At 28.4% G+C, this 26,384-nt stretch carries 25 protein-coding genes; 24 read left to right on the top strand and 1 reads right to left on the bottom strand.

Annotation, left to right across the window (positions count from 1 at the left end):
- Window position 1: 1 nt before the first annotated feature.
- The 21 genes from Q3304_RS12040 (at window position 2) to Q3304_RS11940 (ending at window position 22,678) form a co-directional block, all read left to right on the top strand.
- Window positions 2-847: a sigma-E processing peptidase SpoIIGA gene (locus tag Q3304_RS12040; RefSeq protein WP_074178503.1), complete on the top strand. Its 846-nt coding sequence runs from the start codon at window positions 2-4 to the stop codon at window positions 845-847.
- A 24-nt stretch (window positions 848-871) separates the two neighbouring features.
- On the top strand, window positions 872-1,594 hold the full coding sequence (gene sigE / locus Q3304_RS12035; protein ID WP_054271215.1) for an RNA polymerase sporulation sigma factor SigE: 723 nt from the start codon (window positions 872-874) through the stop codon (window positions 1,592-1,594).
- Between the two features lie 91 nt (window positions 1,595-1,685).
- Complete coding sequence (sigG, locus tag Q3304_RS12030) at window positions 1,686-2,459, top strand: RNA polymerase sporulation sigma factor SigG (RefSeq protein ID WP_054271214.1); 774 nt, start codon at window positions 1,686-1,688, stop codon at window positions 2,457-2,459.
- A gap of 104 nt (window positions 2,460-2,563) precedes the next feature.
- On the top strand, window positions 2,564-2,827 hold the full coding sequence (locus Q3304_RS12025; RefSeq protein WP_054271213.1) for a YlmC/YmxH family sporulation protein: 264 nt from the start codon (window positions 2,564-2,566) through the stop codon (window positions 2,825-2,827).
- Window positions 2,828-2,852: 25 nt separating this feature from the next.
- A complete protein-coding gene (gene nrdR / locus Q3304_RS12020; protein ID WP_054271212.1) occupies window positions 2,853-3,314 on the top strand; it encodes a transcriptional regulator NrdR in 462 nt (153 codons plus the stop codon).
- Entirely contained in the window at window positions 3,311-4,072 is a 762-nt protein-coding gene (gene pgeF / locus Q3304_RS12015) for a peptidoglycan editing factor PgeF (protein ID WP_079739773.1), read from the top strand. The genes nrdR and pgeF overlap by 4 nt, the downstream gene beginning before the upstream one ends.
- A 14-nt stretch (window positions 4,073-4,086) precedes the next feature.
- Window positions 4,087-4,779: a winged helix-turn-helix domain-containing protein gene (locus Q3304_RS12010; protein WP_003416112.1), complete on the top strand. Its 693-nt coding sequence runs from the start codon at window positions 4,087-4,089 to the stop codon at window positions 4,777-4,779.
- A 28-nt stretch (window positions 4,780-4,807) separates the two neighbouring features.
- A complete protein-coding gene (locus tag Q3304_RS12005; RefSeq protein WP_054271210.1) occupies window positions 4,808-6,097 on the top strand; it encodes a HAMP domain-containing sensor histidine kinase in 1,290 nt (429 codons plus the stop codon).
- 54 nt (window positions 6,098-6,151) lie between these two features.
- The gene (locus Q3304_RS12000; RefSeq protein WP_054271209.1) at window positions 6,152-7,084 is read left to right on the top strand and encodes a YIEGIA family protein; all 933 of its coding nucleotides are present in this window, start codon (window positions 6,152-6,154) and stop codon (window positions 7,082-7,084) included.
- A 44-nt stretch (window positions 7,085-7,128) separates the two neighbouring features.
- Window positions 7,129-8,061, top strand: coding sequence for a YIEGIA family protein (locus tag Q3304_RS11995; RefSeq protein WP_054271208.1), 933 nt, complete (start codon window positions 7,129-7,131; stop codon window positions 8,059-8,061).
- A 1-nt stretch (window position 8,062) separates the two neighbouring features.
- Window positions 8,063-8,263 (top strand): capping complex subunit for YIEGIA, encoded by a 201-nt coding sequence (locus tag Q3304_RS11990; RefSeq protein ID WP_021385530.1) that lies wholly within the window; start codon window positions 8,063-8,065, stop codon window positions 8,261-8,263.
- A gap of 237 nt (window positions 8,264-8,500) precedes the next feature.
- Window positions 8,501-9,829: a DUF512 domain-containing protein gene (locus tag Q3304_RS11985; protein ID WP_054271207.1), complete on the top strand. Its 1,329-nt coding sequence runs from the start codon at window positions 8,501-8,503 to the stop codon at window positions 9,827-9,829.
- A 27-nt stretch (window positions 9,830-9,856) separates the two neighbouring features.
- Window positions 9,857-11,182 (top strand): ribosome biogenesis GTPase Der, encoded by a 1,326-nt coding sequence (gene der, locus Q3304_RS11980; protein WP_054271206.1) that lies wholly within the window; start codon window positions 9,857-9,859, stop codon window positions 11,180-11,182.
- Window positions 11,183-11,215: 33 nt separating this feature from the next.
- Complete coding sequence (gene plsY, locus Q3304_RS11975) at window positions 11,216-11,830, top strand: glycerol-3-phosphate 1-O-acyltransferase PlsY (protein WP_021385546.1); 615 nt, start codon at window positions 11,216-11,218, stop codon at window positions 11,828-11,830.
- Window positions 11,831-11,860: 30 nt separating this feature from the next.
- Entirely contained in the window at window positions 11,861-12,880 is a 1,020-nt protein-coding gene (locus tag Q3304_RS11970; RefSeq protein WP_054271205.1) for an NAD(P)H-dependent glycerol-3-phosphate dehydrogenase, read from the top strand.
- 318 nt (window positions 12,881-13,198) lie between these two features.
- Window positions 13,199-14,674 carry a stage IV sporulation protein A gene (spoIVA, locus tag Q3304_RS11965; RefSeq protein ID WP_054271204.1) on the top strand — a complete coding sequence of 492 codons (1,476 nt, stop codon included), beginning with the start codon at window positions 13,199-13,201 and terminating at the stop codon, window positions 14,672-14,674.
- A 152-nt stretch (window positions 14,675-14,826) separates the two neighbouring features.
- Window positions 14,827-16,755: a hypothetical protein gene (locus tag Q3304_RS11960; protein WP_407813688.1), complete on the top strand. Its 1,929-nt coding sequence runs from the start codon at window positions 14,827-14,829 to the stop codon at window positions 16,753-16,755.
- A 53-nt stretch (window positions 16,756-16,808) separates the two neighbouring features.
- Window positions 16,809-18,749 carry a hypothetical protein gene (locus Q3304_RS11955; RefSeq protein ID WP_407813690.1) on the top strand — a complete coding sequence of 647 codons (1,941 nt, stop codon included), beginning with the start codon at window positions 16,809-16,811 and terminating at the stop codon, window positions 18,747-18,749.
- 55 nt (window positions 18,750-18,804) lie between these two features.
- Window positions 18,805-20,736, top strand: coding sequence for a hypothetical protein (locus Q3304_RS11950; protein ID WP_407813692.1), 1,932 nt, complete (start codon window positions 18,805-18,807; stop codon window positions 20,734-20,736).
- A gap of 290 nt (window positions 20,737-21,026) precedes the next feature.
- Window positions 21,027-21,296, top strand: coding sequence for an ACT domain-containing protein (locus tag Q3304_RS11945; protein ID WP_054271200.1), 270 nt, complete (start codon window positions 21,027-21,029; stop codon window positions 21,294-21,296).
- A gap of 26 nt (window positions 21,297-21,322) precedes the next feature.
- Window positions 21,323-22,678 carry a PFL family protein gene (locus tag Q3304_RS11940; protein ID WP_021385371.1) on the top strand — a complete coding sequence of 452 codons (1,356 nt, stop codon included), beginning with the start codon at window positions 21,323-21,325 and terminating at the stop codon, window positions 22,676-22,678.
- 436 nt (window positions 22,679-23,114) lie between these two features.
- Here the strand turns inward: Q3304_RS11940 and Q3304_RS11935 are convergent, their stop codons facing one another.
- On the bottom strand, window positions 23,115-24,155 hold the full coding sequence (locus Q3304_RS11935) for a PTS sugar transporter subunit IIC (RefSeq protein WP_054271198.1): 1,041 nt from the start codon (window positions 24,153-24,155) through the stop codon (window positions 23,115-23,117).
- A gap of 380 nt (window positions 24,156-24,535) precedes the next feature.
- On the opposite strand from Q3304_RS11935, the gene Q3304_RS11930 reads away from it, so the two are divergent.
- From Q3304_RS11930 to Q3304_RS11920, 3 genes are read left to right on the top strand one after another with little or no spacing between them, the layout of a single operon-like run.
- On the top strand, window positions 24,536-25,171 hold the full coding sequence (locus Q3304_RS11930) for an HlyD family efflux transporter periplasmic adaptor subunit (RefSeq protein WP_407813693.1): 636 nt from the start codon (window positions 24,536-24,538) through the stop codon (window positions 25,169-25,171).
- Window positions 25,172-25,180: 9 nt separating this feature from the next.
- Complete coding sequence (locus Q3304_RS11925) at window positions 25,181-25,885, top strand: YggS family pyridoxal phosphate-dependent enzyme (protein ID WP_054271196.1); 705 nt, start codon at window positions 25,181-25,183, stop codon at window positions 25,883-25,885.
- Between the two features lie 39 nt (window positions 25,886-25,924).
- Window positions 25,925-26,383 carry a cell division protein SepF gene (locus Q3304_RS11920; protein WP_021385412.1) on the top strand — a complete coding sequence of 153 codons (459 nt, stop codon included), beginning with the start codon at window positions 25,925-25,927 and terminating at the stop codon, window positions 26,381-26,383.
- The last annotated feature ends 1 nt before the right edge of the window (window position 26,384 follow it).

Raw genomic sequence — 26,384 nt, 5'->3', positions numbered from 1 at the left:
CATGGTGTATATTGAGTACTATGTTATAGAAAACCTAGTAATAAATTATATTATTATAAGTTGTACTTCTATTCTCACTAAAAAATACAATCCTAAAAAAAATAAGTTATTGGGGGCTAGTTTAGGAGGTGCCTATTCTGTTGCTTATTTGTATCCATCAATGAACATATTATTCACAGTACCATTCAAAATAATAATTATGAGTATAATAACTTTAATTTCATTTAGAAGTAAGAGTAAAAAAGATTATATTCATGTAGCATTAGTTTTTTATCTAGTAAACATTTTTATTTCTGGAAGCACTTATTTTATAATTTATTTTACAGGAATAAGTCATTTAAAAATATCTTTCTTAATTGCATGTACTTATGTAAGTTGTGAACTATTAAAGTATATTTATAAAGACTTGAAAATGCTTAAATACATCAAGGAACTTACAAAGACTATAAATATAAACTTGTTAGAAAAAAATTTTTGTTGTAAAGCCTTAGTGGATAGTGGGAATTTATTAAAAGACCCAATAAGTCAAAGTGATGTAATAATAGTTAAGTCAAGTGTGTTAGAAGGGTTTATTCCAGAAAATCTATTAAATATTGACTATGAAGATATAGATATGAAGAAAGCACAAGAGATTATAGGGAGTCTAGATGATAAAACTTCAGGCAGGGTTAGGATAATACCTTATAAACATGCTGGAAGTAATAAGACAAGCATCATAATAGGTTTAAAAGCTGATTATGTAGAAGTAGATGAGCAGAAGATAGGAAATATAATACTTGGTATCTCAAATTTTAATGATAGAGAATATGGAGCAATAATGAATCCAAATATATTGCCTGGATTTTAGGTAAAAATTTAAGGGGGACAAGGAATGTTACGATTGAAAGAAAGAATTATAAGCTTTATTACTATGTTAGGTATTAAATTAAAAATAATAAAGCCAAAAGGAATATATTATATGGGAGGAGCGAATATACTTCCTCCTCCATTAAAACCAGAAGAAGAAATGGAAGTTTTACAAAAACTAGAAACAGATGAAAGTGTAAAATCAATTTTAATAGAAAGAAATCTAAGATTAGTGGTCTACATATCGAGAAAATTTGAAAATACAGGTATAGATGTGGAAGACTTGATTTCTATAGGAACTATAGGTTTGATAAAAGCAGTGAATACTTTTAAACTAAACAAAAATATAAAATTGGCAACTTATGCTTCAAGATGTATAGAAAATGAAATATTAATGTACTTAAGAAAAAATAATAAAAAGAAAACAGAGGTATCATTTGACGAACCTTTAAATATAGATTTGGATGGAAATGAACTCTTGTTATCTGATGTTTTGGGTACAGAAAATGATGAAATATACAAAATAATCGAAGAAGAAATAGATAGAGATTTATTAGTTATGGCACTTGACAGATTAAGTGACAGAGAAAAGCAAATTATGGAATTAAGATTTGGTCTTATAGATAAAGGTATCGAAAAAACACAAAAAGAAGTTGCTGGAATGCTTGGAATATCTCAGTCTTACATATCTAGACTTGAAAAGAAAATAATTTCAAGGTTACAGAAAGAAATGAAAAAATTTGTATAATGCTAAATTAATTCTTCTTAAAAAGTATAAAAAAATTGGAAATGTAAATAATTTCAATAGATGAATACTTTTGAGAGAGGACTGAAAATGTATGCAAATTAATAAGGTTGAAATATGTGGTGTTAATACATCGGAACTTCCAGTTCTTAAAAATAAGCAAATGAAGGAACTTTTATTAAAAATAAAAAGTGGCGACGAAGAAGCTAGACAACAATTTGTAAGAGGGAATTTAAGATTAGTCTTGAGTGTAATAAAAAAGTTTAACAACAGAGGAGAAAACATAGACGATTTATTTCAAATAGGTTGTATCGGTCTTATAAAAGCTATAGATAACTTTGATTTAAGTCAAAATGTAAGGTTTTCAACTTATGCTGTTCCTATGATTATAGGAGAAATTAGAAGATATCTAAGAGACAATAACCCAATTAGAGTGAGTAGGTCATTAAAAGATATAGCATATAAGGCACTACAAGTTAGAGAAAGATTAATTAGAACAAATTCTAAAGAACCTACAGTATCAGAAATAGCAAAAGAATTAGAATTAGAAGTTGAGTCAGTTGTAATGGCACTAGATGCCATACAAGACCCTATATCTTTATTTGACCCAGTATATCAAGATAATGGAGATGCAATATTTGTTATGGACCAAGTTCAAGACAAAAAAGATACTGATGAAAATTGGTTGCAAGAAATATCACTTAAAGAAGCTATTAAAAAATTAAATAGTAGAGAGAAGTTGGTATTAGATTTAAGGTTTTATAAAGGAAGAACACAGATAGAAGTTGCTGATGAAATCGGTATATCTCAAGCACAAGTATCAAGAATTGAAAAAAATGCTTTAAAAAATATGAGAAAGTATGTATAAGTAATCCCTGGACTGTAAACATTATTTTAAATTTAAATGACCTATATAGGTCATTTTTTTTTACTCCAATACATATTTATTTTTAAAGAAAGGGTGAGTATAATATGATTAGAGTTTCTGATATAATGGAAAAAGAAATTATAAATGTAAAAAATGGAAAAAGGATGGGATTTATAATAGACATAGATATGGATATTCATGAGGGAAAGGTAGTCTCATTTACCATCTTTGGAGATGGAAGTAGAAATTTTTTTTCAAGAGGAGGGGATGAAGAAGTTATATTTTGGAATGATATACTTAAAATAGGTTGTGATACAATAATAGTAAATATAGGTTCAGAGTTAAGCTTAGATGAATTTGAGATATAGTAGTTAAAACAAAGGAGGAATATATATGCAATGTCCTTATTGTAATTATAAAGAATCAAAGGTAATAGATTCTAGACATACAGATTTAAAATCTATCAGAAGAAGACGTGAATGTGAATCGTGTAAAAAGAGATTCACTACTTATGAGAAAATAGAAACAACTCCTTTAATGGTTATTAAAAAGGATAATAGTAGAGAGTATTTTGATAGAGAAAAGATAAAGTACGGGTTATTAAAAGCATGTGAAAAAAGACCTGTATCGATAGAAGATATTGAGAGTGTAGTTGTACATATTGAAAATGAAATAAATAAATGTTTTATAGAAGAAATTGAAACCAAAAGAATTGGTGAGATGGTAATGGACAAATTGAAAGACTTAGATGAAGTAGCTTATGTAAGATTTGCTTCTGTTTATAGACAATTTAAAGATATAAATACTTTTGTAAATGAGCTTAAAAGTATACTAATAGAAAAAGGAGACAAATGATGAAAGATTATATAAATATAAAAAATGTACAAGATATTAAAGAGTATGTTGATTTAAATGGTAACTGTAAAGAACTTGACGAAAAGTTAAATTCTATAAATCTAGTTATAACATGTAAGAATATAGATGCAAAAAGTAAAGAAGATATGTTAAAAGTATGTAAAGAATGTGATTTAAAATTTGAAAACCTAACTAGTAATTCTCAAATACATTCAGATATAGTTAACATAGTAAATAAAGATACTATAGGAAAGAGAATAGATGGAGATGCACTTATAACAAACTTAGAGAGAGTACCTCTTTTATTATTTACAGCAGATTGTGTACCTATATCAATCATAGATGCTAAAAATAAAGCCATAGGGCTGGCTCATGCAGGTTGGAGAGGTACTTTTAGTAATATAGGTCATAAAACAATTAAATTAATGTCTGAATGTTATAAAACCGTTCCTGAAGATTTAGTTTGTATAATTGGTCCATCAATTGGACCTTGTTGTTATGAAGTATCTGAGGATTTGGTAGAAAAATTTAACACAATTCTTACAAATAATGATGAAAAGTTCTATATAATAAAAGAAGGAAGTTACTATTTAGATTTATGGAAAATTAATGAATATATGCTGAGATGTAGTGGAGTGAAAAAGGAGAATATAATAAATTTAAATTTATGCACTAGTTGTAGAGCAGATGAATTCCACTCTTATAGAAAACATAATAAGGCATCAGAACGAATAGGAACGGTACTACAGATAAAATAGAGAGGAGCTTTTTAATGAATACTAAAGTGCTTGTTATAGACGATGAAATGCATATAGTTGAGCTATTAAAATTCAATTTGGAGGTGTCAAATTACGAAGTTAGTTATTCATATGATGGGTTTGATGGATTTATAAAAGCTAAGGAAATTAAACCAGATTTAATACTTTTAGATTGGATGTTACCAAATATAAGTGGAATAGAAGTTTTGAGAAAAATAAGAAGTGATAAAGATTTAAAAAATATTCCTGTTATAATGCTTACTGCTAAAAATATGGAAAATGACAAGGTCGAAGGACTTGAAATAGGTGCTGATGACTATATAACTAAGCCATTTAGTATAAAGGAGTTGTTAGCTAGAATTAGTTCTGTGTTAAGAAGGTATAACTTGACTAGCTTAGGTGAAGAAAATAATATACTTACTACAGGTAATTTAAAATTAGATTTATCAAAGCATGAGGTCACTAAAGGTTCTGAAAAGATAGAGTTAACACTTAAAGAATTTGAATTGTTAAAATTATTAATTCAAAATAAAGGTAAAGTACTTTCAAGAAATTATCTTTTAGATAAAATATGGGGGTATGAATACTATGGAGAAACTAGAACAGTAGATGTCCATATAAGATATTTAAGAAAAAAAATAGAAGATGAAGATAAGTCAGAAAAGTATATAGAGACTATAAGAGGTGTTGGATATAAAATAGATTAAAAAGGTTATATTTTAGGAGTGTTATCTTGTGGAAGAATTAAATAGCATATATTTTTTTATTGTTATGTTATCAATAGCTATTGTGATATTATCTGTAAGATATACAATAACATTAAGAAAATATTTAAAAGAATTTATATATGTCTCAAAAAAAGTAAGTAATAATGAATACCATGCTAGACTTAACATATCAGCTAAAGGAGAGCTTGGAGAATTAGCTAGAAATTTTAATCATATGATAAAAAATATGGATAAAACATTAGAAGAAGTACAGTATAAACATCTACAGTTAAGGTCTATATTAAAGAGTATATCGCATGGAATTTTAGCTATAGATGTAAATGGAAATATACTTCTTATAAATGATGAAGCAAAAGAAATGATAAAAAGTGAACCAAATCAATTGGTAGAAGGACACAATATTAATGTTGTAATAAAAGAAGAAGAAATATTAAAGCAAATACTTAGATTTATTGGTTCTAAAGATAATGAAACTGCAAATATTACGACTAAAGACGATATAGTATATAAAATAAAAGTAGACCCAGTGTATCTTCAAAACACCAATAATGTAATAATAGGTTCTATAGTAAACATAGAAGATATTACTAAAAAAGTTAAGCTTGAAAATATGAGAAGTGATTTTGTCGCAAATGTAAGTCATGAACTTAAAACACCTCTAACATCTATAAGTGGATTTGTTGAAACACTAAAGTCAAATGAAAACATAGATGTAAATACTAGAAATAGATTCTTGGAAATAATAGAAAGTGAATCAGATAGATTAAAGAGATTGATTGATGATATATTATTATTATCATTCGTAGAAAATAAAGATACCCTTCTTATGGAAAATGTTGTGGTATATGATGTGTTTAAAGAAGTATATGAAATAACACAACATTCAGCTAGAGAAAAAAATATAGAAGTCCTATATAAATGTGATGACAAATCAATAAGCATATTATCTAATAGAGATTATATAAAACAAGTATTTTTAAACTTAGTTGATAATGCTATAAAATACACTCAGGATAATGGGATTGTACAAGTTGTAGTTTTAAAAGATGAAGAAAAAATAGTAATTAAGGTTATAGATAATGGTGTAGGTATACCAAAAGAAGATGTAGAACGTATCTTTGAGCGATTCTATAGAGTAGATAAAGCAAGAAGTAGGGACGTAGGAGGAACGGGTTTAGGATTGGCTATAACTAAGCATATAGTTAAATCGCTAAATGGATGTATAAAAGTAAAAAGTGAGCTTGGTATTGGTAGTGAATTTATTGTTACAATACTACAAAAAAATTTCCTTAAATAGAAGGAAATTTTTTTTGTTTTTTGCACAAACTATATAAGAGAAGGAGCTGAGAAAATGGAAGAAAGTTTATTGAATGCAAATTTATTTAGACACTCTTTTATAGTTGCATTAGTTGTAGGAGTATTATGTAGAGGATTAGTTTTAAGAGTTACAGACAAACAGTACCCATCAAGACCACAAGATTATTTAGAACAGATAATAATATCAGGGCTTTCAGCTTCATTAGGTGCGATAGCATTGCCTGCACTTATAGATAAAGAGTTTTCAGCATTGACTTTTTTTGCAGTAGCAATACAACAATTTCAAGGACTTGCAGAACAAGAAAGAATAACATTAAAGAATATTGATAATGAAGAATTAGTTCCAAAAGGAGATGCTTATGTTGAAGAAATAGCCTCTACCTATGAATCTAGAAGTTATATAAGTCTCTTTTCTGCATTAGTATCTTCTATAGTTTATATTGTTTTTGCAAGAAAGTATGACCTTAGCTTTTTTTATTGTACAGTATTAGCTATTGTATCAGGAGCTCTTGTTGGTTTAATTTTTAGAAGGTTTTTAAGAAGAAATAGCATAGCAGACATAGCAGATATAGTTCCTGCAAAAATAAGCTTTGAAGGGCCTATTTTAACAGTAAATGGAGTAATAATAACTAATATAGGTTTAGAAAGTACAAGAGAAAAATATAAAAATGAATGCCTAGCTATAGAGGTTATACCAAGAGACTTAGGTGCATTTGGAATAGTAAATGATGTAGGGCAAAGACAAGCTATAATACATAATCTATTTATTCATATGGGTATAGATAAAGATGTAGATGAGGTTGATATTGTGGCTATATCTAAGACTAATCTAGAAAAAAGTACTGTGGTTATACCATATATGCCAATACTCAAAGATATAGATGTCATGATAGATGTAGTAAAGAGTACACCTATTATAGAAACATCAAAAGGGAAACAGAGTGATTTTTCTAGGAAGACTTTGTAGATTTACATGTAAAATTTTAGAATAAATATTTTAGGAGTGATTTAATGGATAGAGTATTTTTTGTTGCTGTTATTATTGGTATGACATCCAGAATTATAATGTTAAATTTAGACCAAAAACAGTACCCAACACAACCAAACGTTTTGCTATCTCAGCTTATATTAGCATTTGTCGCTTCTTCATTAGGAGCGTTATTAGTTCCAGCTCTTATAAATCGTTCTTATACATCTATAACATTTTTATCTCTAGCAGCAGAACAATTTAGACAAGTAAGAGCTAATAGAAGGAATACATTACAAAACTTAGAGGAAGTTCAACTTGTAAAGAGAGGCGCTGCATTTATAGAAGAGATAGCTAGAACTTATGAAGTAAGAAATTATATGTGTATAGTTACATCCTTTTTAACAATAGGATTGTATTATGTAATACTTGCAGAAACAAAGATAAGTGAAGGCGTAAGTTTGATAATAAGTTCGGTTTGTGGATTAGTATTAGCCTTTATACTAAAAAAACTCCTTACTAGAAAAAGTATTGGAGATATAGCTGATGTAATGCCTGCTGAGATTAGTTTTGTGAATGAGTCGATATTGAAGGTAGGAGATTTAAAAGGGATAACAAATATAGGTCTAAAAAGTGATAGAGAAGTATATATTAATAGAGGTGTAGGAATACAAATAATTCCTAAAAATAAAGATTATGCTAATGCTGGAATATTATTTGATTCAGGTCAAAGACAAGCAATAGTATACAATATATATTCAAGGTTAGGTTTATATGGAGATTATGGAGAACCTTCATTTGTACCATTACCTAGAAGAAATAAGGATGATGAAAGTATAATGATTGCTTATTTACCAATAGATAAGAATGTAGAAAAAGTAATGGAAGCTGTAAAGTCATGTCCAATACTTTCAAGTTCTAAAGGTAAAAACTTATCCCTAAAAAATTATAAAATAGGAAAGAAAGGAAGTGCATAAGATGGGAATGGATATAGGTTTAAACGAATATACCCTAGCTATAGTTACTTTAGATAAGAATATGAAAAATGGTGGAGGTTGCCCAATATTTTATGCAAACGATGAGAAAGACTTACAAAATAAGGCAATGTTGATGTCTAAGTGTGTAGGTGGAATGGTTCATGATATGACAAATGGAACGTTAATCATAGTAAAACATTAAGGTTATAAAATATTTCTAACAACAAATAGTATTCAAATTTTTAAAATACTTAAATTTGAATATTATTTGTTTTAATCTTTTTTATAGCTAGTTACTTATATTGACTATTAGAATTAAAATGTGTTATTATGACATGAAATGCTTAAAAATGCTATTATAAAATATAATAAACTTACAAACCGTATATGAAAATATATTATAATAAGCTTTGATGAATACAAAAGAGTGGTGAAAAAATTGGAAGTAAATGTAAAAAAAATAAATAACATTATAAGTAAGGTTTACAAAGATAGTATTGCAGAAGAAATGGGTATAGAAATAGGAGATTTACTTATATCTGTGAATGAACAGCCAATACATGATATAATAGAGTATAGATTCTTACTAAGTGATGAATATCTAGAAGTAGAAATACAAAAAAAAGATGGCGAAGTCTACATATACGAGATAGAAAAAGACTATGACGAAGATTTGGGTGTTGAATTTACAAATCCAATAATTGACCAAGCTAAAAGTTGTAGAAATAAATGTATGTTTTGTTTTATAGACCAGTTGCCAGAAGGAATGAGAGAAACTCTTTATTTTAAAGATGATGATTCGAGACTATCTTTTTTGCAAGGGAATTTTGTTACACTTACAAATATGAGTGAAGAAGATATAAATAATATCATTAAATATAGAATAAGTCCTATAAATATATCTGTGCATACGACTAACCCAGAATTAAGACAAAAAATGATAAGTAATAAATTTGCAGGAAAATTATATGGTATAATGAAGAGATTGGCAGATGCTCATATAGAAATGAACTGTCAAATTGTTTTATGTCCAGGTATAAATGATGGAAAAGAATTAGAGAGAACAATAAGAGAATTAGCTCAACTTTATCCATATGTAAATAGTGTTGCTATAGTACCAGTTGGAATTACAAAACACAGAGAAAATTTAGCAAACCTAGACATATTTGATAGTGAAGGTGCAAGTAGAACGATAGAACAGATACACAATATGCAAAAAAAATATCTTAATGAAATAGGGACTCGATTTGCCTTTTTATCAGATGAATTTTATATATTATCTAATAGAGAGTTACCTACATATGAAGAATATGAAGGTTTTTTACAGTTTGAAGATGGTGTAGGAATGATACGTAAGTTAAAATCAGAAATCGAAGAATATTTAAATACATTACCAGAAAAAATTCTTAAAAAAGAGAAAAGAGTTTCAATAGCTACTGGTCATTCTGCATATGAATTCATACAGAGTATGGCAAATGCTATGATGGACAAGTTTAAAAATCTTCAGGTAGATGTGTATGAGATAAAAAATAAATTTTTTGGAGAGACAATAACTGTATCAGGTCTTTTAACAGCTAAAGATTTAAGAGAGCAACTTGAAAATAAAGAATTAGGAGAAGCTCTTTATATAACAAGAAGCATGCTAAAAGCAGATGAAGAAATTTTCTTAGATAATATTGAATTAAATCAATTAGAAGAACTTATGAAAATAAAAATTATCCCATGTTTGAATGAAGGAAAAGACTTTGTGGATAAAATTTTAAAATAGAAAACAAAAGATGGAAGGAGAAACAACATGAGTATAAGTAGGCCAGTTGTAGCTGTAGTTGGGAGACCAAACGTTGGTAAGTCTACAATATTTAATAAATTTGCAGGAAAAAGGATATCGATAGTTGAAAATACACCTGGAGTTACAAGGGATAGAATATTTGCTGAAGTAGAGTGGTTAGATAAGTATTTTACATTAGTAGATACAGGAGGAATTGAACCTGATAGCGAAGACATAATATTATCTCAAATGAGAAGTCAAGCTATGCTTGCAATGGACATGTCACATGTAATACTTTTTATAGTTGATGGGAAGGCTGGAATAACAGCAGCTGATAAGGAAATTGCACAGTTACTTAGAAAGACAAAAAAACCAGTAATATTAGTAGTTAATAAGATTGATAGTCAGAGTCAATTTGACAATATATACGATTTTTATGAATTAGGATTTGGAACTCCTTTTGCAGTTTCAGGAGCTAATAGTATGGGATTTGGAGATTTATTAGATGAGATAGTTGAAAATTTTCCAGCAGGATTAGATACAGAGTATGAAGAAGATATAATAAGAGTAGCTATAACAGGTAAACCAAATGCAGGTAAAAGTTCTATACTTAACAAAATACTTGGAGAAGAAAGAGTGATTGTAAGTCCGATTGCAGGTACTACTAGAGATGCAATTGATACTTATTTTGAAAAGAATGGACAGAAATTCCTTTTGATAGATACAGCAGGGCTTAGAAGAAAAAGTAAAATATATGAGACAATAGAAAAATACAGTGTAATAAGAGCCATGAGTGCTGTAGATAGAGCAGATGTAGTATTAATTGTAATAGATGCCTTAGAAGGTGTAACAGAACAAGATACAAAAGTTGCTGGTATAGCACATGATGAAGGTAAAGGATGTATATTTGTAATCAATAAATGGGATTTAATAGAGAAAGATAATAAGACTATGAGTAATTACACAAAAGATATAAAAGAAAAATTCCCATTTATGATGTATGCTCCAATTGTGTTTGTTTCTGCAAAGACTAATCAGAGAATGAATAAGATATTGGATACAGTTGAGTATGTATCAAATGAACATTCTAAGCGAATATCGACTTCAGCATTAAATGAGGTAATTGGAGAAGCAGTAATGTTAAATCAACCACCATCTGATAAAGGTAGAAGGTTAAAAATTTACTATGGAACTCAAACAGACATTAGACCTCCTAAGATTACATTGTTTATAAATGATAAGGACTTAACTCATTTTTCATATCAAAGGTATCTTGAAAATAAGATAAGAGAAAACTTTGGATTTGAAGGAACTTCCATAAAATTTGAGTATAGACAAAAAAATAAGAAATAAATATTTAAAATATAACTAAAAGGGGGAATTTCAGTGGAGATATTTAGTTATATAATTATCGCTGTTGTTGCATATCTTTTAGGCAATATATCGACTTCATACATAGTTGCAAAGCGAATTGCTGGAGTTGATATAAGGACTCAAGGTTCAGGTAATGCAGGTTCAACAAATGTACTTAGAACACTTGGAAAAAGAGCAGGAGCAATGACATTTTTAGGAGATGTTCTTAAAGGTGTAATGGCTGTGTTAATATCAGAGCTTGCAGCAAGATTAGTTGGTATAGATACTCTTTTAGCTGGATATCTGGCAGTTATATGTGTTGTAGCAGGTCATAATTGGCCAGCAGTTTTAGGGTTTAGAGGAGGTAAAGGTGTTGCAACTTCGTTAGGGGCAATGCTTGCTGTAAATCCAGTAATAACACTAATGTGTCTAGCAGTATTTATATTGGTGGTAGTTATAACAAAGTATGTTTCATTAGGTTCTGTCGTAGGAATCGGATGTTCACCAATATTTATGATTATAGTAAAAAATAAAGCTGGTTTAATAGTAGCTTTGTTTTTAACTGCATCAGTAATATATAATCATAGAGCAAATATAAAGCGATTATTAAATGGGACAGAGAGAAAAATTGGTCAAAAGAAAGAATAGTAAATATATTATACTCAGGTGGTGTTAAACATGGAGAAAGTATGTGTATTAGGTACTGGAAGTTGGGGAAGTGCATTAGCTTTAGGTCTTGCAAAAAAAGGCAACGATGTGAGTATGTGGACTCGAAAAGAGGAACAAGCTAAAAAAATAAATAGGACTAAAGAAAATACAGACTATTTACCAGGAGTATTATTTCCAAATAATATAACTATAAGTACTGACATAGACAAAACTATAAAAGATTGTAAAGTGATAATTTTAGCAGTTCCATCACAGGCTGTAAGGAGTACTTGCCAAAAAATAAAACCATTTATAAAAGAGGGACAAGTTATTGTTAATGTGGCAAAAGGTCTTGAAAAAGGTACTGGGCTTAGATTATCTCAAGTCTGTGAAGAAGAATTACCACAAAATCCATACGTAATACTATCTGGGCCATCTCATGCTGAAGAAGTAGCAAGAGAAATCCCTACTACAGTAGTAGTAGCTTCTGAAGATTTAAAAATAGCACAGATGATACAAGACTTATTTATGAGCCCTAAGCTTAGAGTTTATACGAATCCAGATATAGTTGGAGTAGAACTTGGAGGAGCATTAAAAAATATTATAGCCTTTGGAGCCGGAATATGTGATGGATTAGGATATGGTGATAATGCAAAAGCTGCTCTTATGACAAGAGGTATTAGTGAAATGAGTAGACTTGGAATTGCTATGGGAGCTAATGTGTCTACATTTGCAGGTCTTTCAGGTATAGGAGATTTAATTGTTACTTGTACAAGTATGCATAGTAGAAATAGAAGAGCTGGTATACTTATAGGTCAAGGTATGAGCCTAGAAAATACTTTAAAAGAAGTAAAGATGGTTGTAGAAGGTATAACTGCTACTGAAGTAGCACACGATGTAGCTGAAAAATTGAATATAGACATGCCAATAACTAATGCTATATATTCTGTAATAAACAAAGGTTCAGATCCTAAGGAAGTTGGAATAGAACTAATGATGAGAAGTAAAAAGCATGAAATGGAAGAAGTCGTTTTAGGTGATGAGATATAAGTCATTGTAATACAAAATAAAAAAATAATAAATTTGTTTTAGCCCTCTTTAATATAAAGAGGGCTATTTTAATTTTATATAGCATAGTCTATGTATATACAGTATAATAAATTATTTTATATGCAATTTATAGTTATCATGATTGTCATTATATCTTTTTAATATAATGGATTTTAATAAATTTAATCCACCTTAAAGTTTACCAGTTTCTGTATGTAGGGGAAATTAATATTGCTAGTCTTTATTTTTCTATTTTAAGAATATTAACCCCTAACTCTAAATATAATTTAATAAGATTAGATGTATAGGAGGAATAATATGAATAATAACATATACGAAGATATATCCAAAAGGACTCAGGGGGATATATATATTGGAGTAGTGGGTCCTGTAAGAACAGGAAAATCAACTTTTATAAGAAAATTTATGGAAAAGTTGGTTATACCAAACATAGACAATGAGTTTAAGAAGGATAGAACAAGAGATGAGATACCTCAAAGTGGCTCAGGTAAAACTATAATGACAGTAGAACCAAAATTTGTACCAGCAGATGGCGTAGAAATTAAAATAAAAGACACAGTATCTCTGAAAGTAAGAATGGTAGATTGTGTTGGATACATAGTTGAAGGAGCTTTAGGGCATGAGGAAGGTGGAAAACAAAGATTGGTATCAACTCCTTGGTCACAAGAAGCTATGACATTTGAAAAAGCAGCAGAAATAGGAACTAAAAAAGTTATAAAAGACCATTCTACAATAGGGGTAGTTGTGTTGACAGATGGTTCAGTTACTGGTATTGACAGAAAAAGTTATGTAGAGCCAGAAGAAAGAGTTATACAAGAATTAAAAAGTCTTAAAAAACCATTTGCTGTTGTTTTAAATACACTAAGTCCAAAAAGTGAGGAAACAAGTATGCTTAGAAATGAATTGGAAGAAAAGTATGAAGTTCCAGTTCTTCCAATGAATGTAGTTGAAATGGAAGAAGATGATATAGAGGAAGTTATGGAAGCTGTATTGTATGATTTCCCACTTACAGAAATAAGAATTAATTTACCTAAATGGGTTGAAGGTCTAGAAAGAAATCACTGGATAAAAAGTAGCATAATAACAACATTAAAACAAAGTATCATAGATATAGGAAAAATAAGAGATATAGAAGGAATTATGCAAGGATTTTCTGAGTTAGAGTTTTTGGAGGATACAGGTGTTGATAATGTAGAGTTAGGAGAAGGCGTTATAAATATTGATTTACAGACAAAGCAAGATTTATTCTATAATGTCCTTGAAGAAAAGAGTGGATTTAAAATTGAGGGAGATTATCAATTGCTTAGTCTAATAACTAGATTATCTAAGGTTAAGAATGAGTATGATAAAATAGAAAGTGCTTTAGTAGATGCTAAGATAAAAGGATATGGAGTAGTAGCTCCTTCTCTAGAAGAACTTAGTTTAGAGGAACCAGAAATAATGAAACAAGGAAAACAATATGGTATCAAGCTAAGAGCTAATGCACCATCACTTCATATTATAAAGGCAGATATATCTACAGAAGTTTCTCCAATAGTTGGTAATCAGAATCAAGGTGAAGAGATGATAAAATATCTTATGGAGGTGTTTGAAGAGCAACCAGCAGATTTATGGGAATCAAATATGTTTGGTAAGTCACTTCATGATTTAGTGAAAGAACAATTACAGAGTAAATTGTATACTATGCCAGAAGAGATAAGAGTTAAGATGCAAAAGACTCTACAAAAAATTGTAAATGAAGGAAGCTCTAATATTATAACTATTTTATTATAAGAATATAAGCTACTTATTAAAGTTAAACGATTGTTTACTTTATTAAGTAGCTTTTTATTTATAAAAATTGACAACAAGTGCTAATTATGGAAAAATTATATATATAAGATACATTTTTCAACATTATTATATTAAAATATTAGGAGTAAAAGATGAAGAAGTCTGAAATATTTATTTTTGTAAGCATAATAATACTCTGTTTTGTAATTTCTCCAAACAAGGTATTTGGACAAGAGGATAATTGTTTTGAAGATTTTGAAAGGTGGGTTCAAGAAAATAAAAATAACAAAGAAGAAATAGTTTATACTCTTCCTTGTGATATGGTAATAGATGAAGAGTTTAGATTTTATATTCCTTATGACAGTAATTTTACAATAGATACCAACAAATATAAAATACTGATAAAAAATCATGGAAGATTTATTATTGATGATAATGAACTAAATATAATAGGTGAAGGAGGAAAAGAAGGAGTAATACATGTAGAAACTGGTGGAAGTATAAGTATCGGTATAAATAACATAATTGCTACTGATGGGACAGCCTTATACGTTGAAGAAGGAGGAGACTTATATATTAAATCATCCTATGAATCTGTTGAAAAAATAAAGGCAAATGGAAAAGATGCAATAGGAATTTATACTGAAAATGATATTAGAATATTAAATAAGGATATTGAAGTGAATGGAGAGAGTGCTATAGGTGTTTATTCTAAAGGTGATGTTGAGATAGAAGAATCTTCAATAAAAGCTTATAGTAGTAGCAAAGAAAATGGATTATTAAGAGCTAATAATAAGGCTGTACAATCAATTGTATCAGAAAGCAAGAAAGTTTATATAATTGATAACTCTAATGAGCTTATGCCAGCTATATCTGAAGATTCTGGCTATAATATTATAACATGTTGCCATAGGGGAATTGATGTATTTAGTGAAGAAATAAAAGTAAGTAAAGATGATAAAATAGAAGATATAAAATTTCCGAAAGATATGGTATTAGAAACATCTAGTGGTAATCAACTTGATATAGATGTAGAATGGGATTTTACTGGTTATTATGAAAAGTTAAAAAAAGAAGAAACTTTTAGTGTAACAGGAAAGTTTAAAATAGAAACATTAAATAGAGAAAAAATTGTAATAAATGATGATGTTGTTCCTATTTTGGACATATCTGTTGCAGAGAAAAAACCAATAGATAATTTGGAATTAGATTATCAAAACACAAGAGATGGATATGTAGCTGTTTTGTATTTTGATATGCCATACAATGCAAATAAAGTTTTTGTTGAATATTCAGCAGATGGAATCAATTGGACATCTGAGGAACAGGAAGATATTAGAGACCAAGCTATACTTTTTTTTGAAGATTTTAAGCTACGTTGTTTTAGAGTAAGAGTGGAAGGCGGATTAAAAGAAGGTTATTCAAATATGGTTTTTAAACCAGGATTTATAATGGGTGGTGGTGACAATCAAGAGACACCAGATGATGAAAAGGGAAATGATGATATTGATGGTGACCGTGGCGGTGGTGGTAGAGATGACCCAGATAGAGAAAATGATGAATTTGATTTAGATGATAATAAGAAAAATGATAATTCCACTGAAGAAATACCTGAAGATTCTAACAATATAACAAATTTCAATAATGAAGAAAAAGATAATATTCACCAAGAAGATGAAAAAAATGATAAGTCTAATGAAGATATTATAGAGAAAGATAAAGAAACTAATAAGACTAATATCAATAACAGAGATAATGATATTAAGAATGATGAATTAACTATTATAGACAAGTATGAGAATAGTTTAATTCAAATATTAAAAAGAGATTATGAAGAAAATCAGGAAAGTAAAAACACAACTGATAGTAAAAAAATATCAAATGAAAAAGAGACTTTTAAATTAGATAAATTTAATAATAGCTCAAACTCTACTTCTAATTCACATAGTAAAACTCAGAATTTTCAAGGTAGGAGTGTTATTTGGGGTGGAATTATAGTATCAGTTATGTCATTTTCAATAGTAGTAGTAAATCCTGGTATCATAAAATATGTAGATAAATTTATAAAACATAAAAAATAGACAGAATCGTTTAAAGCATTTTAAGCTTATTAAAAAATTAATAGGAGAACAATATGAATAAAATAAATAAAATTTTTCTTCTTATAAATTTATTAACTATAATTTTTATAATTTTACCAAGTAAGAGTTTCTCACAAGAAAATGATTGTTTAGAAGATTTTAAAAATTGGGTTGTAAAAAATGAAGATAATAAGAAAGAAATAGTTTATACTCTTCCTTGCGATATGATAGTAGATAATTATTTTGAATTTAGTATTCCATATGGAACTAATATTAAAATAGATACAAATAAATATAAGATACTTATAAAAGATAAAGGACATTTTAATATTAATGGAAACAAGCTAAATATAATTGGAGAGGGTGGAAGTGAAGGAGTAATACATGTAGAAAAGGGAGGAAAATTAAATATAGGAATAGATAATATAGTTGCATTAAATGGAACTGCGTTATATGTTGAAAAAGATGCAAATTTGAGTATAGATAAATATTATGAGGAGATTGGAAATATAAAAGCAAATGGAGAAAATGCAATAGGAATTTATTCGGAAAATGATATTAGAGTAGATTCTAAAACAATTGAAGCTGATGGAGAAAATGCAATAGGAATTTATTGTAAAGGAGAAGTCGAAATAGAAGATACCTCAATAATTATACATAGTGGTAATAAGAAGCAAAATGTATTATTGGAAAATAAAAAAGTTAAGTCGATTGTATCAGAAGCAAATAAGATTTATATTATTGGAGAACAAAATACAATTACTCCAGATATACCTCAGAATAAGAATTACGAGATAGTAAATTGTAACTATAGAGGGATTAGAGCTTTTGAAAAAGAAATGAACATATCAAAAGAGGATAAAGTAGAAGATATAATATTACCAGATAAAGTACGTTTAAGAACTTCTAGTATGAACTCTATAGATTTAGATGTTGAGTGGGATTTATCAAACTATTATAATGATTTAAATAATAATACAGAGTTTATTATAATAGGTAAATTTAAAGAAGAAGATTTAAATGAGAAGAACATAATTGTAAACAATGATGTTATTCCTGTTTTACATGTCTATATTGTTAATAAAGAACCTATAGATGATTTAGAAGTATCTTTCTTAAATTTTAAAAATGGTTATCTAGCTATATTAGATTATAGTATGCCATATAGTGCTAAAAAAGTATTTGTGGAATATTCAGAGGATGGTGTAAATTGGGTAAGTGAAGAATTAGAGAATATTAGTAATCAGGTTATGCTTGATTTTGAAGATTTCAAGTTACGATGTTTTAGGATAAAGGTAGAAGGTGGATTGAAAGAAGGTTATTCAAATGTGTTTTTAAAGCCTGGATTTGTAATGGGAGGAGGAGGTAATCAAATTACACCAGATGATGAACAAGAAGTCGATGATGATAGTGGAGACCGTGGAGGTGGAGGTAGAGATGACCCAGATAGAGAAGACAATAAGGTTAATTCAGGTGTAGATAATAAAAATAACAATAATACTGATGAGCAAAGACCATTAGATTCAAGTAAGGTTATAGAAGATAATGGAGAAGAAAAAAATAACAATCGACAAGATGAAGAAAATAATAAGTCACATGAAAAACATACTGAAATAGATAAAGAAGTACACAAAGAAAAGAGTGAAGAGAATATCAATAATAAAGTTAAAAATAATAACTTGATTGAAAAAAATAAAATTGAAAATAATTTAGAACAAGACCTAAAAGAAGGTTATAAGGAAAATAATGAACCTTCTAAAAATACATATAAAGATAAAGTGATTTTAAGTAAGACAGATGGTATTGAAGTAAATAATTCTAATGATAAACTAAAATCTATTTCAAAGCAATATGATAAGACTCAGAGTTCTAAAAGTGAGCTTATAATTGGAGTTGAAATCATAGTTTTAACCATGTTATTTTCAGTAGTAGTAATAAATAGGGATATTATAAAATATATAGATAAAATTATAAGATTAAGAATTAATAAATAAAATACATTAAAGAGACATAATTTTACTTGATAGAATAATCAAATAGGAGAAAAAAATGAATAAAAAAAATAAGATATTTCTTCTTATAACTTTATTAGTAAGTATTTTTATAATTTTACCAAAGAAGAGCTTTTCGCAAGAAGACAATTGTTTGGATGATTTTAAAAATTGGATTGTAAAAAATGAAGATAATGAGGGAGACATAGTTTATTCTCTTACATGTGATATGGTAATAGATAATTATTTTGGATTTAGTATTCCCTATGGGACTAATATCACAATAGATACAAACCAATATAAAATACTTATAAAAGATAAAGGTAATTTTAATATTAGTGGTAATAAGTTAAATATAATTGGAGAAGGAGGGAATGAAGGTGTAATACACGTAGAACGGGGAGGCAAATTAAATATAGGAATAGATAATATAGTTGCACTGAATGGAACTGCTTTATATGTAGAGAAAGAAGCTAAATTAGTTCTAGCTACATATTATGGAAAAACTGGTAATATACGTGCAAGTGGAGATAACGCAATAGGAATTTATTCAGAAAATGATATTAAGGTAGAATCTAGAATAATTGAGGTTAATGGAAAAGATGCTGTAGGTATTTACTGTAATGGAGAAGTGGAAATAGAGAGTACATCAGTAATTGTTAATAAGAATAACCAACAAAACACAATCGCAAATAATACAAAAGGCGAATCAATTATATCAAAAACTAAGATTGTTTATATCATCGGTGATGGGAATGTAATAATGCCAGACATACCACAAGATGAAGATTATAATATTATAAGATGTAATCTTAGAGGCATTAGTGTATTTGAAGAGGAATTGATATTAACAAAAGATGATAAAATTGAGGATGTAGAGCTCCCAAAAGAAGTAAGTCTAAAAACTTCAAGTGGAAAAATTGCAAATATAAATGTAGAGTGGGATTTATCAAATTACTATACTGATTTAAATAAAAATCTAGAGTTTATTATAAGAGGTAAATTTGATGAAAATATTCTAAATGAAAAAAATATAGTATTAAATCAAGATGTTTTTCCAGTTATAAATATCTCTATTAGAAATAAGGAGCCTATAAATAATTTAGTTGTGTATTTTAGAAACCGAGAATATGGTTATACAGCTGTCTTAGATTATGACATGCCATATAATGCAAAAAAGGTATTTGTGGAATATTCTGATGATGGTATAAGTTGGATAAGCAGTGAACTAGAGTATATTACAAATCAAGTCACAATTGATTTTAAAGATTTTAAGTTGAGATGTTTTAGAGTAAAAGTAGAAGGTGGATTAAGAGATGGGTATTCAAATATATTTTTAAAACCTGGATTTGTATTAGGAGGGGGGAATAATCAGATTACACCAGATGATGAACAAGAAAATGAAGATGCTGGTGGTGACCGTGGAGGAGGAGGAAGAGATGACCCAGATAGAGAAGAAGATAATAATGGTAATCTAAATAATGACAATAAAGATAATAATAGTAGTAATGATGAAAAAACTCCTAATACTCCAAATGACAACAATATAGAATCTGATTCTAGCAGTACTACAAGTAAGAATCCTCCAAAAGATAACGATGATAATAATATAACTAATGATAAAGAAAAAGATGAGATTTTAAAAAATGAGGATAAATCTAATAAAAGTTTTATCTTAGAAAATGATAATAAAGGCCTAAAACAAAAAACTGTATTTAGCACTAATAATCAATCATATTTTTATAATGAAGATTTTTATAATGACAATTTAGATATGAATAATAATCAATCAAAAATAAATAATCAAGTAAATCACAATAATGAAAATAAAGATGAAACTAATACTAAATTATCACCTAAAAAATATAGCATTGGGAAAGAGAGTTTCATTTTAATTGGAGTGTTAAGTTTAACTATGTTTTGCTCTATATTGATTGTAAATCCTGGCACAAGAAAAAATATAATTAGATTCATAAAAATAAAAAAATAATTTTTAGAAAGGTATTGCTTATCAAATTATGAGTTTGTTAAGTGATACCTTTCATTATTATGAAAACTATATATTGTTATCAATAAAATGTACAATACATATAATTTGACTAAATAGTATAAAAATAATAGAATATTGAAAAAAAATTGACAAATGAAGGTATAGGTATTAAAATATATTAAATATATACATAAAAAGTGATTTACTAACAAATAAATGAAATATATGCTAATAAAAAGTTCAATTTGTAAAAATGTAAGATTTATAAAAAAATAAGGGAGGATATTATCATGAGAGCAATTTTAACAGTAATTGGAAAGGACAAACCAGGTATAGTAGCAGGAATCAGTGATGAGTTATTCAAGCAAAATATTAATATAGTAGATATTTCACAAAAGATATTACAAGAGTATTTTACAATGATTATGATAGTTGATTTAGAGAAAGCATTAAATTCTTTTGAGCAAACGGTTGAAGACTTAATAAAAAGAGGAAAAGAATTATCAGTAGATGTAAAAATTCAAAGAGAAGAAATATTTAACTCAATGCATAATCTGTAAAAAACAGTAATAGGGAGGTGATAATAGTGAATGTAGGAAATATACTTGAGACAATCAAAATGATAGATGAAGAACAATTAGATATAAGAACTATAACTATGGGGATTTCTTTATTAGATTGTATAGACCCTGATGGAGATAAGGCTAGAGAGAAAATATATAACAAGATTATGAATTCTGCTAAAGACTTAGTAAAAGTTGGAAAAGAAATAGAGCGTGAATATGGTATTCCAATTGTAAATAAGAGAGTATCAGTAACTCCAATATCTATTATTGCAGGTGCAACAGATGAAAGTGACTATGTAAAGTTTGCACAGACATTAGATAAAGCTGCAGAGGATTTAGGTATAGATTTTATAGGTGGATTCTCAGCATTGGTTCAAAAAGGGTATACAAAGGGTGATAAGATATTAATTAAATCAATTCCAAAAGCCTTGGCAAGTACAAATAAGGTATGTGCTTCAGTAAATGTAGGTTCTACAAGATGTGGTATAAATATGGATGCAGTAAAAGAAATGGGAGAAATTATAAAAGAAACTGCAGAATTAACGAAAGATGCAAAGGGATTTGGTTGTGCAAAACTAGTAGTATTCTGTAACGCAGTTGAAGATAATCCATTTATGGCAGGAGCTTTCCATGGTGTTGGTGAAGCTGATAGGATAATAAATGTCGGTGTAAGTGGTCCTGGGGTTGTTAAAAGAGCCTTAGAAAAGGTAAAAGGAGAGCCATTTGATGTTGTAGCAGAGACAGTTAAGAAGACTGCCTTTAAAATTACAAGAGTTGGACAATTGGTAGCAAAAGAAGCTTCTAGTAGACTGGATGTACCATTTGGAATAATAGACCTATCATTAGCACCTACACCAGCTATTGGAGACTCAGTGGCAAATATATTAGAAGAAATGGGTCTTGAAGTTGTTGGTACTCATGGTACTACAGCAGCGTTGGCTCTTTTAAATGATGCTGTTAAAAAAGGTGGAGTCATGGCTTGCTCACATGTTGGAGGTCTAAGTGGTGCATTTATACCAGTATCAGAAGATGCGGGTATGATTGATGCTGTTATCAAAGGTGCTTTGAGTATAGATAAGCTTGAAGCAATGACTGCTATTTGTTCTGTAGGTCTTGATATGATAGCTGTTCCAGGAAGTACTACAGCAGGTACACTGGGAGCTATGATAGCTGATGAGGCAGCAATAGGTATGATTAATAATAAAACTACAGCAGTTAGAATTATACCAGCTCCAGGATGTGACGTAGGTGATATGGTGGAATTTGGAGGTCTTTTAGGGCGAGCACCAGTAATGCCTATAAATACAAATTCGTCTGAGTTATTTACTCAAAGAGGAGGAAGAATTCCAGCTCCTATACATTCATTTAAAAACTAAGTATGTTTACATATAGTAATATTTATAAAACTGAATTAAAGATATTCATATATTAAAAAATTATAATTAAAACAATAATTCTAAAAATTATTTATTAAAATTATGATAATAAAGCGATATATAACCTAGTAAAATGGTCATATATCGCTTTATTTTAATACTATCTAATTAATATAAAATTTTTTATGTATTTTAAAAGTTATGCTATCTAATAGTAATTATACTAATTTTTGATGTTTGGTATATCAACTAAATAAAAAACTAAATTAAAAAATAAAAAAGTTAAAAAATAAAAATTTATCTAAATATTCAACACACATAATAATTATAAATATAAATAAAAAATAAAACGCTTGCAATAAATAAAATTGCTACAATATAAAACTCTACTATTTAAAATATTGACTTAAAATATAAATTTATAAATCTTATAAATTTAAGCAATTTCTTCTTCTACATCAGTACCACGTATTTTGTCAGCAGTAAGAACTTTAAAGGTACTGAATATTTTTGAGCCTACAAATCCTGCAATTACATTAAATAAAGCACATAGCCCAGCTGTTATAAGAACCTGATTAACTGGATTATAGGCAAACATTATAGCAAATCCAGCCACAGGTGTAGCTGTACCTGGTGTCATGTTTACAAGACCCATCAAAGCTACAATGATACCAGAAAAAGCTCCTCCAAAGAAATTAGTAGAATATATTGGTATTGGATTAGCTGAAATTATGTCTGATTGAGTCAGGGGTTCAATAGCAACAGATATAATATCTTTTTTAGAACCTAACTTTAATCTTGCGAATAGTGTTGAGTTCATAAAAGCTGAACCAAAAGCTCCTAATGCTCCTATTGCCATAGGAAGACCAGTAAGACCGATTATAGATGTAAGAGCCATTGAACTAAGTGGGGATGTTCCAACCACTGTTATCAGACCTCCTAATATAATTCCCATTATTATAGGGCTAATATTAGTAGCCTCTATTAGAACTTGTCCAATTTGTAATAGTGTACTATTAACTAATGGGTCTACATTTGATGCTATAAAACGAGATAGTGGAGCACATAAAAGTATTACAACTACTAAATCTACTCCAGGTGGTACTTTTTTCTCTATAAACTTAATTAAGAAAGAAACAAAGTATCCAGCAACGAATCCAGATAATATAGAGAAATCTAAACATGATAGTCCTATTAAAACTGCATAAACTGGGGATACTCCTAAAGCTAAAGGTACAAGTATAGCAGCAGCAACTCCACCAAGGCTACCATTAGCAGCACCAACACTTCTAAAAAATTCCATACCTAGAACATCACCAAGTAAAGAAAGGTTGAATGCCTCTACTAAAAAAGTAGCGCATGCAGCATTTGCTAAGGCTCCCATAGCTTTCATACCATATGGAGCTTTGTAACTAAAAATTGTGAAACAACATAGAACCAATAAAAGTAAACCTGTTCCTAATAAAATTTCTGACATAAGAAAATCCTCCTTGTATTTTTTTTAGGACATAAACCTTTGTTGTGATAACGTTATCCTAATGCATGAATGCCTAAATAAATTAATATCAACAAAACAAAAGTCATTTTAAATTTTAATTGGTTTTATATTGCATCTAAAAATAAAAATAACTATAAAAGAATATAAAGTAAGTTTGAGATGTAAAATGTAAATTAAACTTATACTTTATAATATAATTATATATAAATAATACAGTCTTGTATAGGAAGATTGATAAAAAATAAATTTAATATGAAAAAAACAATTATTAATACATAAAATATTAGCCTATAAAAAAGGAATAAACATTTTTTAGAAGAAGTACTTATAATGATAGAAATTTTATAGGGGGAGAGTTTTTGAAAAAGATTAAATATACCAGATTGATGATACTTGGTATTCTTATATATTTAGTATTTAATGTTTTAGTAATGATTATTAGCAAAAATGTAGATACATTGGTATTAAAAGTAGAAAAATTTGATGCAAAGATTCATGTGGAAGGAAATATAGAAAAAGATGCTAATGACCAAAGTAATTATCTATCAGCATACATAAGTAAAGAAGATTCTAAGAACTTTGAAAAAAATCAAAATGTAGCAATTGAATATCGTAAGAAAAAAATAGATGCAAAAGTTTACAAAATATATAAAAATAATAATAAAATAATGCTAAAATTAAAAATAAGTAACCAAATTGTTTCAAATCAGGATACAAGTGTCGAAGAATTTGATATAATATATAATCAGATGGAGTGTTTAAAAATACCTAAAACTTCTATAAAAACAAAAGACAATAGACGTGGTGTATATGTAATTGATGAACAATCACAAAGTGTAAAATTTGTCATATTAGAAGGAATAACTTATGAAAATGAATCTTCTGTATTTGTGGATTATTATAAAAATGACATAAATGGGGTGACAAGTGTTAATCTATATGACAAAATAATTTTAAGACCTAATTGTATAAACACAAATATAAGGATAAAGTAGGTGATAGTAATGGGTTCTATTAAAGATAATTTATCTGAGATAAGAAGTAAAATTGAAAAGGCTGCAAAAAAGGTAAATCGAGATAGCGAAGAAATAACCCTTTTAGCAGTCACAAAAACTGTGGATGTGGATTTAGTTAATGAGGCAATGAATGAAGGAATTACTTCTGTTGGTGAAAATAAACCTCAAGAATTGGCTAGAAAGTATGATATTATAGGTGACAAATTAAACTGGCACTTGATAGGAACTTTGCAAACGAATAAAGTTAAGTACATAATAGATAAAGTTTGTATGATACATTCTTTAGATAGAATTGCATTATGTGAAGAGATTCAGAAACGTGCAGAGCAAATAAATAGAGAGATAGATTGCTTAATACAAGTGAATATATCTAAAGAAGAATCTAAGCATGGACTTGATAAAGATGAAGTTATAGATTTTGTCAAAGAAGTGTCAGAAAAATATAAAAATATAAAGATAAAAGGTCTAATGACAATGGCACCTTTTATAGAAGATGAAAATGAAATAAGAGGTGTATTCAAAGGTCTTAAAGATTTATCAACACAAATAAAAGAGCTAAATATACCTAATGTAGAAATGGATGCTTTGTCAATGGGAATGAGTCATGATTATGAGATTGCTATAGAGGAAGGGGCTACCATTGTTAGGGTTGGAACATCAATCTTTGGAGAAAGAAACTACAATAAAAAATAATTACTCAAATCTGAATAAATTCTAAGGAGGAAGTTAATAATGTCAAATGGAATAATATCTAAATTTAAGAACTGGATAGTTGATGAAGAAGAAGATTACATTGAAGAAGAATATGAAGGTGGTATGGACGATATAGTTCAAGAAGAAGAAATAAATAGTGGATTTAGTACTGCAAAAGCAAATAAAATTGTAAATTTACATACAACAAGTCAAATGAAAGTTGTAATAGTTGAACCTAAAGTTTATGATGAAGCTGCAACTATAGCAGACCATCTAAAACAAAGAAGGGCAGTTATAGTGAATTTGGAAGGGTTGACTAATTCTGAAGTTCGTAAATCTATATTTAACTTTATGAATGGAGCAGTTTATGTTTTAGATGGAAGTATACAAAAGGTTTCTAAATCAATATTTATACTAGCTCCTAATAATGTGGATATAGATGCAAATATGAAAAAAGAATTAGAAAGTAAAGCATTCTTCCCTTGGCAAAATAAATAGT

This window comes from Clostridioides sp. GD02377 (assembly GCF_045899875.1).
GTDB classification, from domain to species: domain Bacteria; phylum Bacillota; class Clostridia; order Peptostreptococcales; family Peptostreptococcaceae; genus Clostridioides; species Clostridioides difficile_A.
Note: the sequence above shows the minus strand (reverse complement) of the source record. Positions and strands in the feature narration are given on the sequence as shown.